The organism is Clostridium cellulovorans 743B (assembly GCF_000145275.1).
Classification (GTDB): Bacteria; Bacillota; Clostridia; order Clostridiales; family Clostridiaceae; genus Clostridium_K; species Clostridium_K cellulovorans.
Genome location: NC_014393.1, coordinates 5,084,027 through 5,100,002 on the forward strand (window position 1 = coordinate 5,084,027; position 15,976 = coordinate 5,100,002).

General features: G+C 29.0%; 10 protein-coding genes. 1 reads left to right on the top strand and 9 read right to left on the bottom strand.

The window, feature by feature from the left end; genetic code table 11:
* Positions 1 to 22: 22 nt before the first annotated feature.
* From CLOCEL_RS21075 to CLOCEL_RS21115, 9 genes are all read right to left on the bottom strand, one after another.
* Positions 23 to 571, bottom strand: coding sequence for a DUF2812 domain-containing protein (locus CLOCEL_RS21075; RefSeq protein ID WP_010074236.1), 549 nt, complete (start codon positions 569 to 571; stop codon positions 23 to 25).
* A 26-nt stretch (positions 572 to 597) separates the two neighbouring features.
* Positions 598 to 915: a PadR family transcriptional regulator gene (locus CLOCEL_RS21080; RefSeq protein WP_010074237.1), complete on the bottom strand. Its 318-nt coding sequence runs from the start codon at positions 913 to 915 to the stop codon at positions 598 to 600.
* A gap of 160 nt (positions 916 to 1,075) precedes the next feature.
* Positions 1,076 to 3,208, bottom strand: coding sequence for a peptidase domain-containing ABC transporter (locus CLOCEL_RS21085; protein ID WP_242655190.1), 2,133 nt, complete (start codon positions 3,206 to 3,208; stop codon positions 1,076 to 1,078).
* 65 nt (positions 3,209 to 3,273) lie between these two features.
* Positions 3,274 to 6,120, bottom strand: a complete 2,847-nt coding sequence (locus tag CLOCEL_RS21090; protein ID WP_010074239.1) for a type 2 lanthipeptide synthetase LanM family protein — start codon at positions 6,118 to 6,120, stop codon at positions 3,274 to 3,276.
* A gap of 142 nt (positions 6,121 to 6,262) precedes the next feature.
* A complete protein-coding gene (locus CLOCEL_RS21095) occupies positions 6,263 to 6,445 on the bottom strand; it encodes a class II lanthipeptide, LchA2/BrtA2 family (RefSeq protein WP_010074240.1) in 183 nt (60 codons plus the stop codon).
* 226 nt (positions 6,446 to 6,671) lie between these two features.
* Complete coding sequence (locus CLOCEL_RS21100) at positions 6,672 to 8,834, bottom strand: peptidase domain-containing ABC transporter (protein WP_010074241.1); 2,163 nt, start codon at positions 8,832 to 8,834, stop codon at positions 6,672 to 6,674.
* A gap of 18 nt (positions 8,835 to 8,852) precedes the next feature.
* Positions 8,853 to 11,873, bottom strand: a complete 3,021-nt coding sequence (locus CLOCEL_RS21105) for a type 2 lanthipeptide synthetase LanM family protein (RefSeq protein ID WP_010074242.1) — start codon at positions 11,871 to 11,873, stop codon at positions 8,853 to 8,855.
* Positions 11,874 to 11,967: 94 nt separating this feature from the next.
* Positions 11,968 to 12,165: a lichenicidin alpha family lanthipeptide gene (locus tag CLOCEL_RS21110; RefSeq protein ID WP_010074243.1), complete on the bottom strand. Its 198-nt coding sequence runs from the start codon at positions 12,163 to 12,165 to the stop codon at positions 11,968 to 11,970.
* Positions 12,166 to 12,626: 461 nt separating this feature from the next.
* Complete coding sequence (locus CLOCEL_RS21115; protein WP_010074244.1) at positions 12,627 to 13,487, bottom strand: PHP domain-containing protein; 861 nt, start codon at positions 13,485 to 13,487, stop codon at positions 12,627 to 12,629.
* Between the two features lie 583 nt (positions 13,488 to 14,070).
* On the opposite strand from CLOCEL_RS21115, the gene cooS reads away from it, so the two are divergent.
* Positions 14,071 to 15,945, top strand: coding sequence for an anaerobic carbon-monoxide dehydrogenase catalytic subunit (cooS, locus tag CLOCEL_RS21120; protein ID WP_010074245.1), 1,875 nt, complete (start codon positions 14,071 to 14,073; stop codon positions 15,943 to 15,945).
* Positions 15,946 to 15,976: the final 31 nt, after the last annotated feature.

Below are 15,976 nucleotides of genomic sequence, written 5' to 3' on the forward strand. Positions count from 1 at the left end.
AATTTCCAATTTATTTGCTTTATTACTCTTGAATCATCCTCTGACTCTTTAAATCTTTAATTACCTTTCCAAGTTTAAATGCTGGATACTGATACAATAGAGCGATAATAAACTCTGCAAAAGCAATCCATGCTATATTCGCAATAAACACACATCCAAATACAATAGCAATACATGATTTTACTTCACAACTTTTTTTTCGAATTTTATATTCACTAATTTTTGAATCTATGTCTGAGTTGATTTCAAACTTACCTTCCTTTGATTTTCTTAATGCATAAATAACACTCTTCCTATTGGTTGTATTTAGTATCTCTGCATTTTGCTCTTGGAGCAATTCTCTAAGCATAACATTCTTTTCCTTGTCAATTGAATCACCATCTTCTTTAAATAGAAAAGCTATCCTACATATATATTCACCAAGCTCGCATTCTTCAAATTCATAAATAAATCCATATTTTATGGAGCTAATTTTCCATCCCTTAGAAAGCATACAATTAATAAAATTCTCCTCATCATCAGTGATTAAATAATATCTAAACATTATTTTCTTATTTTTAATTTGTTTCACTAAAATTCCCCCTCTTGAATTAATCCTTACTTTCCTGACAACACCATATTTCCATTTTCAAGTAATTCCATTAATCGTTCAAGTTCCTTTTTTATTACTTCTTTTCCTAATTCTGTTATAATATATTCTTTTCTTCTATCTACTTCACCTTGGTCTAACTCAGCAATCCAACCTTTGTTAATCAATGTTTTTATAGCTCCGTAAAGAGTTCCTGCACCCAAGACTACTCTTCCTTTACTAATTTTTTCAACATTTTTCATTATTCCATAGCCGTATGACCTCTCAAAAAGTGAAATTAGAATATAAAATACAGATTCTGTTAACGCTCCATAAGATTCATTCATTAACTATTAATCCTTTCCTTATATCACTTGATGATATATCAGTTTACGATATTATTATAAAACTCTATTTTTCTTTTGTCAATTTATTTCATTTATGTAATGTATTTAAATAAAAACCCAACATTCTCATTGTTGGGTTTTTATTCATTGATATTAAGTTTTAATCTGTGTTTCCAGAATAGTACAACTCATTATATACCTTACCATTCTCTATTAATTCATTATGCGTTCCCGACTCGATAATTCTTCCCTTATTCATTACATAGATGCAATCTGCATTTATAATTGTTGATAAGCGGTGTGCAATTGTAATTCTAGTGCATCCTAAATCAGCTAGATACCTTGATATTTTTTCTTCACTTATAGTATCTATCGAGCTTGTAGCTTCATCTAAAATTAGAATTTTAGGTTTACTGATGAGGATTCGTGCCAACAGTATCCTTTGCCTTTGTCCACCAGATAAATTCAATCCCATTTCTGATATTATAGTATTATATTGCATTGGCATACTCATTATTTCTTCATCAATACATACCAATTTACATATTTCTCTTACTTCATTAAGCGGTATACTTCCATTATTCATTACAATATTGTGATAAATTGATTTATTAAAAAGCATTACTTCCTGAGGTACAATGCCTATCATTTTACACAATTCATTTTTATTATATTCTCTGATGCTGATACCATCATAATTAATATCTCCACTTTCAATATCATATAGACCACTTAAAATTTTTCCTAGTGTGCTTTTTCCTGAACCAGAAGGTCCCACAACTGCTACATTTGAACCAGCTTTAATTTTTAAGTTAATCTTCTCAATTACATATGGAGAAGTTTTAGAATATCTGAAAGTTATATCATTGACTTCAATATCTCCTTTAATATCTTTTGCTATACCATTTTCATTATAATTTTCTTCTTCAGTAGACCAAATTTCATCTACTCTTTCTAAATATGAAGAAGCAAGAATAAACTGAGAATATGCAGTACATATATTATTTGCAATTCCAAAAAAAATTGATGATATTGTTTGAAAAGCAACTATTTCACCAATAGACAGTAATCCATAAAAATATAAAACCATGCTACTGCATACTATGAATGCTGGTCCAAACAAATTAATACTACTATTGAATGCACCAATTATATTTTGAATATTAATTCTCCTTGAAAATTTTCTTATTACTTTTTCATATACTATTTTCCAATCATTTAATACCTGTTTTTCTAACCCCATCATTTTTATAGACATTATTGATCCTAAAGCTTCTGTTTGTAACGATTGTGCAGTAGCTCTTTGCACTAATTCTTCATCAACAACTCCACTTAACTTAGGCTGCATTAAAAATAAAAAAACTACGTTTAGTATCCATAAAACTAAAGCAAAAATTCCTAATAACCATGACTTCTGAAACATATATATACTTACTATTATCACTGCACCAACATCTATTACTCCATTAACAATATATGTAGCTAATAGTTCTCTTACAGAAGAAACACAGATTAAACTATACAATAATTCCCCAGTATTTCTAACTTCAAAATACTTATATGGAAGTCGTAATAATTTATTATACGTTCCAATCTCCATCTTATTAGCTATATTAATATTTAAAGTTAATAACTTAAATCCTCTCAAAAGGCTAATAATTGCATAGCCAATAAGTAAACAACCTAAAATTAATGAGAAAATATAGACTGTATCAAGGTTAGATAAAACTATTACTTTATCTATCAAATTTTGTTCAAACATGGGTACACCCAAGTATATAGCATATGCTAGGATCATATATAATACTGCTACAAGGAGTAAACGCTTGTTTTCTTTTAACAACTTAATAACTACATGCCATGGGTTTTCTTTCTTTGAAACTTTTTCAACTTTATCTGTAGGTAACACTTGTAGAATTATTCCACTAAAATCTTTATCAAACTCCTGAATTGACATAACTTTTCTTCCAATACTTGGATTGCAGACAATAACCTTTTGATTTTTTATTGATTCAACAACAACAAAATGATTTTCACCAAAAAAAGCAATGCATGGCAACGTAATCTCAGATAGCTTAAGAACATTATTTGTCTTGAAGGGTTTGCATGAAAAGCCTTTACTTGTTAAGTACTCATAAATCTGAATCATTGACATTCCATCTCGGCCAACATCTAATTCTTTTCTAACCTGCCCTAATGAAGTATTAACATTATAATAATTTTGAATCATTACACAACAACATACCCCACATTCTGTTTGAGATATTTGCTTTACTATATCGACCTTTTTCATAACATACTTTTCCTTCCTAAAAGATAGCGAAAATATTTCAGTTATATCTATTCCAAACAACTTCATTACACTTCTAATGCTAAAATATTTACAGAGTTTGTAGCTTCGTGCCTTAATAACTCATACCCAATACCCGATAAACCAATCATAAATGAATAATCTTCTATGAGCTCCTTATCACCCCATATAACTTTGCCATTTACAACATCATTTAATAATATATCCAACATTTCCTTATATTTCTTTTTTAACTTATTGTCATTCTTATAAAAATCACTAAACATCTTTATTGCTGATAAGTTTCCTGTAAGCCCATGGCATAAAGAATGATTATACTTACTATTAATTAAATTATAATTAATATATATATATCTGCATTTTTCAATATCCTTTAATAAAATATCATTATGAGCTATTTCATACATCTTTAATCTTGCGATACCTATCCCAAAAGCACCATAACACCAATAGAAGCTTTCTGAACTACCATTTCTTTTATCTTTCCAGTTGTTTTTTTCTGAATCATAATACATATTTTCCTCTTCAATGCATTTCATAGCGCAATTAATATAATCCTCATTATTAACTATATGCCCTATACTATATAAAGCCCAAGCAACTCCTGCATATCCATGTGCTAATCCTGTTAACATATTAAAATTAGCTTTCAACACTAATTTATATAATTTATCAGCTAAGCCATTTGCAATTAATAGATACTGTTCATTATTTTCTGTTTTATAAAGTTCTGATAGAAATATGATAACACCTGATAACCCTGTTGATAAATCTAGCTCATCCCACATATGTAAATTTTCTTCTATTTCCTTTAGAACTTCTAAGACATCTTCTAAATACTGTTTCTTTCCTAAAACCCTATAACATTGATAGTATATATATGCTAATGAAGTTAACCCTGAAAATAATCCTATCCCCTCCTCTAAGGATTTTTTTGAATGTAACCCTATATGTCCATTAATTAATCCTTCGACTATATGTTTATACTTCAAATCACAAGTAGCTTTGTATAGCGATAGATAGTACAGAATTACTCCACCCGAACCATACAAACTAGAATCCATGCTACAGTATTTTCTCTTTTCTTTTACTACCGTATCAATCATAAAAAAGCAACTTTGTTTTCTATAATCCCAAATTAGTTTTTCTTCAATTACATCTCCTATCTGTTTAGCAATATGATTAATTGTAATATTCTTTAAATTTTGTGATTTACTGAATAAATTATATTTATAAATCATCTCAGATGTGTTAGGTTGGGTTGATAGTGCAAGGTTAATATAATATATTTGCACCTTTAAATCCTTTTCCGAAAACTTCCTAGCCTTTCCGCTTATAGCATCCATAACAGAATAATTTATGTAATTATCAACTTTTCCTTTGACTGAATAAATGTTAGTTGTATTTAAATCGGAATAAAAATATGGTATATCAAACTCATATAAACTATCTATTTCAATTTGTGCTTTTTTCTTTTCTTTTACCTCTTCCAAATTATCTAACTTTGCAAAGAGACCTCTAAAAGATTCTTCATTTGTTAGATAAGTTGGATAAGTAGAAGCTTCTAAAAATTTACTATAAACTGCTGTTGGTCTTAAAACCTGTCGTATTATAACTTCACTCTCTTTTAATATATCTACAACTTTATTTGGAGTTTTTATAAATATTTTATAACAATCAGAAAATCCTTCTATAATATTCTTGTAATAATCTCTAGCACGAGTAGCCTCACCATTAAGTTTTACTATGTTATCACATCCACCAGTTATAAACTTAGATTCCTTAACAAATTGTAAATTATCAGTTCCTTGATTTTTTATATCAAAAGCTTCCCATTTTGATGTTTCAATGTTATCATCTCCAGAGATTCCTCCAATGTCATAATCAAATATAGACACTGCTGAATTAGTAGGTAAAAGCATTGTTCCGAAGACTGATTGGCTATTCTCATAAAAAAAGTGCTCTAGCATTGTAGCTTTATCATTTATTAAAGGTGCCTGACAATTTGATAGTGTCTCCATATCAATTAGATATGGATTGTTACCAGAAGCTATAATATTTTCCTTGTGAATATCCTCGCATCCCAAAGAATACAATACCGCCAAATATGCTCCAATCTTGTAGTAATATTCCTCCACCTCTTGAATCTTCGTACATCCAATTGCTTTGATATAATCCTGCCATGCATAATTATCCCTAGTAATATTCTTAATAGTCTTTAACTTATACTTTATGCACTGTTCTTTATTTATGGATTCTAGTATTTCATTAAATATTTTTTCTGATGAAAAATCATGAGGCTTATATAATATTTTGTTTTCTGAAAGTTCTAATAAGATAACCTTCTTACCTCCATTATGTGAGTCCCCCGATGTAACAATTATTTGCTTAATTTTACTTTGAGCTGAAATTTCAAAAGTTTCACACATCGGTTCAAAATCTTGTATATAATTACTTAAACATTCATTAATTAGTCTAATTTGATTTTTACACTTTTCCAATAAAATTCTATTTAAAACCGGATACTTGCTTATTAGGTAATCAATGTATTCTTCTTTTGTTAAAAGTTCCGAATAATACAAGTATCTTTCTTGGCTATTTGCACCAACTAGCTTATTTTCATCTTTCATAATATTCATTTCAACAATTAACACTCTTATGCTTATATAAAATATATCCTTGAAAAATATATCTAATTGTTGTTGAATTATGCTATTAAATTGATCAAATAAATCACCATATTTTCTGATTATTGCATTGTCAAATTCGTAATAAAAAATATATAAATAATATCTAGAAAACTCTCCAAAATATTCTTTAGTCCTATGAACAATTTTATTTATTTCCTTAATTTCAAAAGATTTTTTAATGTAGTTTCCAAACAACTTTTCCATTTATCTCACCATCTATATAATTATTTTATTAATTATTTCTATATATGACTGAAGAACTTACTATTATAATATATAATAGTAAGTTCCTTAGTTTTGATTTTCCTTGTAACAAGTATGTAATAAGTTAATCCCTATTTACAGATTAGTTATTCCATGGACAATCTTTTGAGCATGCTGAAGTTGGGCAGATACCAGCTGAAAGTGTAATTCCAATAATAGCAATTGCACAAGGTACAGTAGTAGCACCACCAACAGTTTTGTTTGAAACTAATTCATCTAGTTCCATTTCAGAAATAAATCCTGCTTTGCTTTCATAATTTTGCATAATTGATTTCCCTCCTTAAAAATATTTATATAAAGGATTATTAATCCGTTATACCAACCCTAAATCAGTTTTTTAATTTTTTATAATGTCTATTTTTAAAAAATATTCTAACTAAGAATTAAGCACTTTTCATTGTGCTAGAATAAGGTTAAAAACACCTTATATTCTATAGTTGAAATTTATTTCAACTTATTGTAGTTTAATTGTATAATTGTAAATTTACTCATTATACAACATTCAAATTATCTATATCTCTACCGATATAATATAATTTTTTATATTCACCATTCTTACTTATCAACTCTTCATGCTTACCATATTCTGCAATTTGTCCATTTTTCATTATGAATATAACATCTGCATCAACTATAGTAGACAACCTATGCGCAATAATAATTCTTGTGCATCCAATACCAGATAAATAATTTGATATTTTTCTCTCATTAATATTATCTAAGCTACTAGTTGCTTCATCTAACACCAAAATCTTTGGATTCGAGAGCATTGATCTTGCTAATAAAATTCTCTGTCTCTGTCCTCCTGATAAATTCATACCCATTTCAGATATTATTGTATGGTATCCCATGGGCATTGCTTTGATTTCATCATGTATGCATGCAATCTTTGTAATTTCTTCTACCTGTTCTAATGTTATATTGAAATTTCCCATTACTATATTTTCATATATACTTTTATTAAATAACATAGCATCCTGAGGTACGATTCCCATTTGCCTACAGATAGCTTTCCTATCATATTTTTCAATAGGAATTCCATCAAATCTTATTGTCCCTTTTGTAGGCTTGTACAACCCAACTAAAATTTTACTTAGTGAACTTTTTCCTGATCCAGAAGCCCCCACAATTGCAACTTTAGTTCCTCTTTTAATATTCATTGAAATATTTTCAAGTACATTTTTTGAGTTTTTTGAATATGAAAAACATACATCCTCTAACTCTATATCACCATTTATTTCTCTAACAATTGCATTTTCATCCTCTAATTCAGCTTCCCTGTTCCAAATATCTGCTATCCTATCTAAATATTGTGATGCAGAAATAAATTGAGGGTATACATTTACTATTGACATTCCCAAATTAAAAAATGTTGAAGAAATAGCTTGAAACGCAATTACTTCGCCTATGGTAATGTTTCCCTTATAATACTCATTAATTCCTAAACACAATATTAAAATCGGTGAAAAGTTTTGAAGTACAGCCATAATAGCACTATATGCATTTGAAATTAGCATCCTCTTTTGAAACATTTCAACAACACTCTCATAAATGTTGCTCCAATTCTTATAGATCAAATCTTCCATAGCTGAAATCTTTATTGAAATAATTGAATATAATGATTCTATTTGAGCTGTTTGAGATTTGGACTGTTCAACAATCTCTCCATTAATAGCTTGTGTAAGTTTAGGTTGAATAACTAAAATCACTATAATATTTATCATGAACAAGGCAAAAGCACAAATTGTAAGCAACACTGACTTCTGTTGCATATAAAAAATTATTGCAATAACAGATCCAATATCAATTACGCCTCCAACAATCTGAGTAGACAACATCTGTTTAATACTGGTGGTACCTTGAATACGATATAACAAGTCACCAGTTGATCTAGTTTCAAAAAACTTATATGGAAGTTGTAAGAGATGTCTATACGTATTTGCTTCAAGTTTTCTTCCTAAAAACACATTTAAGGCTATTATTTTTATTCCTTTAAATAAGTAACTCACGAAAAATGCAATTATACATGCTCCTAGCATCAAAAGAAAAATATTCAAGAATGATGAATTAGTTTCCGTCCCTGTCCTATCAATTATTTTTTGTACAATATTAGGAATTTCCAACGTTATTCCATAAGTTATTCCAAGCAATATCAAAATCTCAAGAATTAATATTTTATTTTCTTTAAGATACTGTAAAATAGTTATCCACGGATTGTAATTTCTATTTTTCGTAGGTTTAAATGCTTCCGTAACATCACTTACTAAAATGGTTTTTGAAAATTTTTTAGAAAATTCTTCTCTATTAAGAACTACTTTCCCATCTGCTGGATCTGCTATATAAAACATATTATTTTTTATTTTTTCTACAATAACGAAATGCTTTTGATTCCAATAACATATAAATGGTTTATCTATATGAACTAACTTATCAATCTCATTGACTTCATATACTTTGGCAGAAACACCTTTTTCATTTAAGAAATGCTTAATCTGAAACATAGATATCCCATCTCTGCCGACATCCATATAATCTTGTAACTCTCTTATTGATTCCTTACTTCCGTAATATCTCAATATCATGGCACAACAACATAAGCCACATTCTGTTTCTGTTAATTGTTTAATTATTCGTATACCGCTTCTCTTGATCATCGTATCCTCCTATAGCCTTTAACTTAGCCAAAGAAAATCATCTATATCATACTTATTTATCATCCTCAGTAATGATAGCCCAATACCAGATACTCCAACCATTATCCCTTTACACTTACTATATGCAGACGCTTCACTATTCCAGTTATTTTTTATATGTAGTTGAAATAACTTATCATATGTGTTACTACATTCCTTAATCATTTTTTCATCTTTGCTGATCTTTGCTGCATATTGTATAATATCTAAGTTTCCTATATCTCCATGACAATACACTATATTATTACCAATACATTTTTTCTTAATATTATTTAAAGCCACTTTGATCTCTTGATCCAAATACTCATCCTCGTAACCTAATTCCTTTAGAATAATCTTTTCGAGTAATATTCCTGGTGCACCATGACACCATGCTTTTGAATAATTGACCTCATCATCAGACATAACCCAATCCTTTTCTTCCTTACTATAGAAATGATCGCGTTCATATGACAATAACTCACTAAATAACTGATAGACTTCTCTATTTTCATCTATTAAATACAACTTGTACAAGTATGGAATACACCCTGCAATTCCATGTCCAAAACCAGAATATCTAATTAGTTTCCCACCGCTTTTGACATTCTCTTGGATCTTGTAAAATAACATATATAGAAGTGGTTTTACTTTTTCTTTAATTAATTTATCATCAATTTCACTATATACATTCAATAAAACTGCAAGCATTCCACTTGCTCCAGCCACTAAATCCATTTCTGAAGCGGCTTCAATTCTTTCTTCTAATAAGTCAATAGATTCTATTAACGTACTATAAAAATATTCATCATTGGTATTCACCACTAATTTACTAATTATGTAAATATAAGAGCCGATACCATTAAACCCTCCTATAAGAGTAGAATGATTAAATGTCTTATTTTTAATTATGCTTATAATAAGTTCTGCTGCCTGTATTGCTAAATCAAGATATTTTTTATCCTTTGTAACTTTCCATAAATTTAATAGAAATAATGCTATACCACTATTTCCATTATATAAATCTAAATCTGAAACACTATAAGTCCAATCATTAACATCTATTTTTGAAACAGCACTTCCAATCCATGTTGCATCACTTTTGCCATGCTGATTTTCACCGATAATTGCTATGCTATATAAATAATCACCAATTTCTTTTGCAACATTTAGATAACTGTCAGTATTGATGATTTCAACTGCATCTTCAACATAATGAATTCCAGTTCTAAGCTCTTCTGGATTTTTACTTAAAAATGAAATACTTATAAAATCTATTTGATTATTCAAATCTATTTCAGTAGCTTTACATACTTTGTTTCTAAATAAAAGTTGGGGACTAATAATTAATCTTGATTCTAATACATTTTCATCTTCATCAAATAATTTTTCTTCGTTAAATAACGCTGAAAAATAAGGTATCTCATATCTTTTTAAAGATCTTATTTCTGATTTAATAATATCGATATTATCTGCGTATATACCTATTCTTGCATTTATAAGTTCATTCTCATCTTCGCTACTCATAAAATTAGGATGTTTTGCTATTGAATTTATTTGTGCATACATAAATGTGGGCTTCAATATAATCCTTATTTTTGTTTCACTAAATGACGTTTCAACAAATTCAATAAATTCTTTCTTGTTGCCTAGAATCCATTTATAAACTAACCTAAATCCCTCCTTAATATCTTCAACATACTCTTTAGGGTTTATAATATTGCCATTATATTTAGGTGCATTAAGATTTCCTTCAATAATAGAATTTACTAGTTCCGTACGGATACCATCAGATGCATCATTAACAACTTTTAAAGATTTTATTGGTGCAACTTGTTTTTCTTTATAAACAATACCTCCTGTTTCATACTTGTCATCTAAATCACCAATATGTAACTTATTAGGTAATATTCCAATCGATTGTACACTTGATTTTAAATATTCAATTGCATTATTATAAGCACTATTTTCATCAAAAACTTTACTTTTCATCTCTACACTAAATATTGATTCTAAATCTATTAACATAGGATTTTCAGCACAAGCTATAATATTTTCATGATGAAAATCTGTTGCATTAAAGAAATACAAAATGCCAATTAAGCCGCCTATCTTTAAATAATAATCATGAACATTATCTATACTTCTACATTCTTCATACTTAATATTTTCAAACCAACCACATTCACTTGTTCCATGAATATTCATAACTCTGTATTTCCTACCAGAAAGTATACCTTTTTCGTTTATTAAATTAAGCACTGATTGGAATTTGTTATCAATTATACTATTTCTAGGCTTATAATAAATTATTGTATTTTCAAAAATCAGTTTTGCTACACTTTTTCCTCTACAATGAGTATCTCCCAAAGCAAATTCAATATTTATGAGTTTACCTAATTCAATATTTGAATTAACGTCACTTTGAATTCTACACATATTTTTACTTGTGTTTACAAGTATTTCTTCAATGTATTTCACAAAATTTTTGGCACACTCATCTAAAGTTTCAACTAGAAAACAATACTCACTATATAAACTTTTTCGGTATTGATAGTCATCCAACAATTCATTATTAAAATATTTATATCTCTCTTCAGGACTCTCTCCTTTAAGTAGATTTTTATTTTTCGCATTATTTATTTCAAAAACCATTGTACGAAAAGCTATACTACACATTAAGTCAGATAGCTGAAGAATCATACTTTCCATAAACAGTTTAATATTTTTCACTATCATCGTTTTTTCAATATATTTAGGTAAATTCTCTATATATTCGACCATAATTGGTCCATAAAACCTACTAAATCTCATGTTCTCTAGCATGTTGTCATCTAAAAACATTTTTAAATTTCTGTTGTACTCTTTTACGGATACTTTTTCTACTCTTTCATTTTGCAACTTTTCTTTAAGACTCTTTCCAAATACTTTTTTCAGATATGTATTTAACTCTTCTATACTCTTCATTTCTGGATATAATTTCATCCAGCATTTTTCGTAATAACTTATCATATCTTCCATTTCAAATTATTGCTCCAATTTAAATTTTTTGAAACTATTTTTGTATGAAGGTATCTAATAAAATTAGATACCTTCTTATGTAGGTAAATATTAATTATCTACAGTTACTCATACATTCATTTGTAACTGTACAACCATATCCCTTGTTTCCAAGAACATAGCTACCAACACAACCTAAAAGAGATTGTGCAATTGTGCAAACTATAGTAGTTGCAATACTACCACCGTTTAATTCTGCTTGTAATGAAGCATTTTCATTAACTTCATTAAATAATTCTTCATAATTCTTCATAATCTTCACCCCTTTTTTTATATTAAAGTGTTTTTTTACCACTTCTTCTATATATTATTATATTTTTCCTCAAATTTCAATTTGCGTTTTTATTCCTTTTTTGCATTTATATGTAGTTTTTTCTTATTTGTCCCTATTTTTCTTTATTTTCCTTATATTCTCATAAAACTATTTATACTTAAGTTTATTTTATGCAATATGTAAAATAATCCCATGAGAAAGTTCTCTCTATGCTATATGACCTTAATATAAAAACATTATTGAAACTTATAATGCTTTCACTGCTGCTAATCTTTATGATTATCCTATAAAAGTTTAGATAAATTTTAACCTTGGAGATATATACACATTTCTTATTTGAAAATAAAAAAAGTACAAAAATCAAATACAGATTTTCATACCTTAAAACAATATTTATAAGAAAACTATTCATTGAAGACTTTGCTGTTTGACAATGCTAGCTAAGAACTTAACTTTGCTATTATCTTTTCATATAATTTATAGGACGTTGATATATTATTATTAAGTCCCCTACCAAGCTTTATTTCAGGTCTGTTACTGCCGTGATAATCAGCTCCACCAGAGCACATTAGATTATATTTTTCAATTAAATAATCTAGATACTTATGGTCTTCCTCATTGAATGTAGGGTAATATCTTTCTACACCATCTAAGCCTAATGAAACTAAATAGCTTATCTCTTTTTCCATTTCCTGAGCATTAAGCCCAGCAAAGCCCATAGTTTTATTGTAGTGAGCTAAGAATGATAACCCCCTAGCTTCTTTAATAATTTTAATTGCATCCTCTACCTTAATTAATTCCTTATCCCCATAAGGAACTGGATCTAAATATTTATCCCATATTCCTTGAGCAGTAGTATACATTTTGTTTCTAGTAAAATATCTAAAGATATCATATCTATCTAAATATTCACCTAATGCCTTGTCCTTTAATTCTTCTATCGGAATATCTACGCCTTGTTTTTTTATTTCTGATAATAGATGCTTTACCCCTTCTTGTCTTGCCTCTTTCATTACCCTATATGCATTTGAAAAAACTCCATTTGTTGGATCAATTCCAATTCCTAAAATATGAATTATTCTACCATCTCTATATAAAGCACTAATTTCTATACCCTTTAAAAAATCTATATTCTTCTCTTTTGCATACTTCGCAGCTTCTTCTAATCCACCGATATTATCATGATCGGTGAGAGCTATTGCTTTGACTTTTTCTTTTACAGCCACATCTATTAATTCTTTTGGAGTGCACGATCCATCGGTAATATTACTATGAGTATGTAAATCTACTATATAATCCATCAAATCACCTCTAATTTATTTTAATTTAGTTTATATATAGTTTCTGACATTGTCAATTTTATTTTTGATCTTACATAACTAAGCTTCATTTTTATATTTAAGCTTGAACTACTTTTCTGTTTATGTAGAATACCTAAATAAAACCATCCTGCCAAGACAATCTTATTGTGATACATTATAAAACTTTGAAATAATCCTAATAAAAGGAATTATCTGTTGACAATTATTATTAAATATATTATTATAATCTATATCAAATAGGTGCAGTTTTCTTATAAAAATTAACTTCATATAGCTATTGCAAAAATAATTATATTCATTTTATCTATAGTTATACGAACTTTTTATAAAAACATATTTAGAATATCAATTGTCTATTTCCGTAAATATTTTATTTATGGACTAATAATTGCGCCTTTATTGTATACCAAAAGAGTGTAGATATGTATCTTAGTATTGTCTGTCCGTAAACATAGTCTAGGTGCAACATTTAACTTCAATAAATAACAAAAATGTGGACTTTCATTCTTAAGATATGTACATGATAAATTTTTTATTATTTCAGTATAAGGAGAAGATGAAAATGTCAATGTGTACATCAGCCGATTGCAAATTATGCGAATTCTTATCATCAAAGAAAGAAGTAGAAACATCCTTTAACAGAGTAGAAACTCAACAAGCAAAATGTAAGTTTGGTAAGGATGGAGTCTGTTGTAAGCTCTGTTCTAATGGTCCTTGTAGAATAACACCTAAATCTCCAAGAGGAGTCTGCGGTGCAGATGCTGACACTATAGTCGCAAGGAACTTTTTAAGAGCTATTGCAGCAGGTTCTGCTTGCTATCTTCATGTAGTTGAAAATACTGCTACAAACTTGAAAAATATTGGAGAAGGCAAAGGCAATGTCCAAATAAAAAGTGTTGAAACCCTAAACAACCTTGCAAAAGTTTTTGAGATCAATGAAGAGGATACAAATAAAAGAATAATTAAGGTAGCCGATGCAGTATTAAAAGATTTGTACAAACCAAAGTATGAAAAAATGGAGCTAGTAGAAAAACTTTCTTATAAGCCACGATATGAAAAATGGCAAGAATTGAACATATTGCCTGGTGGTGCAAAATCAGAAGTTTTTGATGCAATAGTAAAAACTTCTACAAACTTAAATAGTGACCCTGTAGATATGCTATTAAATTCTTTAAAACTGGGAGTATCAACTGGCGTATATGGTTTAATGCTTACTAACCTATTAAATGATGTTATTCTTGGAGCTCCGAAAATCAGACAAGCAAAAGTTGGTTTTAGAGTAATAGATGAAGATTACATAAACATAATGGTAACAGGTCATCAACATTCTGATATTGCACATCTTCAAGATAAGTTAATCACCCAAGATGTTAAAAAGAAAGCTATAGATGCTGGTTCTAAAGGCTTTAGATTAGTTGGCTGTACTTGTGTTGGACAAGACTTGCAATTAAGAGGTGAACATTATGAGGAAGTCTTCTCAGGTCATGCTGGAAATAACTACACAAGTGAAGCAGTTTTAGCAACAGGTGGTATAGATTTAGTTGTATCTGAGTTCAATTGTACAATTCCAGGTCTTGAAGCTGTGGCAGATAAATTTAATGTAAAGATGCTTTGCATAGATGATGTTGCTAAAAAGAAAAATGCTGATTTTATAGATTTCAATATGGATAAGGCAGAGGAAATAAGTGATTTAATCATCAGTACAGCACTTGAAAGTTACATAAATAGAAGAGGTAAAGTTGAAATAGATATCCCTAAGGATCATGGTCATGATGATGTTGTGACAGGGGTTAGTGAAGGTTCTTTAAAGGATTTTCTTGGTGGAAGCTGGAAGCCTCTTATAGATTTAATTGCACAAGGCAAAATTAAAGGAATTGCTGGGGTAGTAGGATGTTCTAATCTAACAGCCAAAGGTCATGATGTATTCACTGTAGAACTTACTAAAGAACTTATAAAAAGAGATATCCTGGTTCTTTCAGCAGGATGCTCTTCTGGTGGACTTGAAAATGTTGGTCTTATGTCTCCTGGTGCAGCAGAACTTGCAGGAGATAATCTAAAAGAAGTCTGTAAGACCTTAGGTATCCCACCAGTATTAAACTTTGGTCCTTGCCTTGCTATCGGAAGATTAGAAATGGTAGCAACAGAACTTGCAGAAGCTTTAGGTGTAGATATCCCTCAACTTCCACTAGTTCTATCAGCCCCTCAATGGCTAGAAGAACAAGCTTTAGCTGATGCTGCTTTTGGTTTAGCCTTAGGCTTACCATTACACGTAGCTATTTCACCGTTTATCGATGGAAGTGAAGTTGTCACTAAGGTTTTGGAAGAAGACCTTGTTAATATAACTGGCGGCAGGTTAATTGTTGAAGATGATGTAATTATAGCTGCTAACGAATTAGAAGATATTATTGAATCTAGAAGAGTCACACTAAATATTTAGCTACTACTTCTAACCCTTATTGGTAAGAATC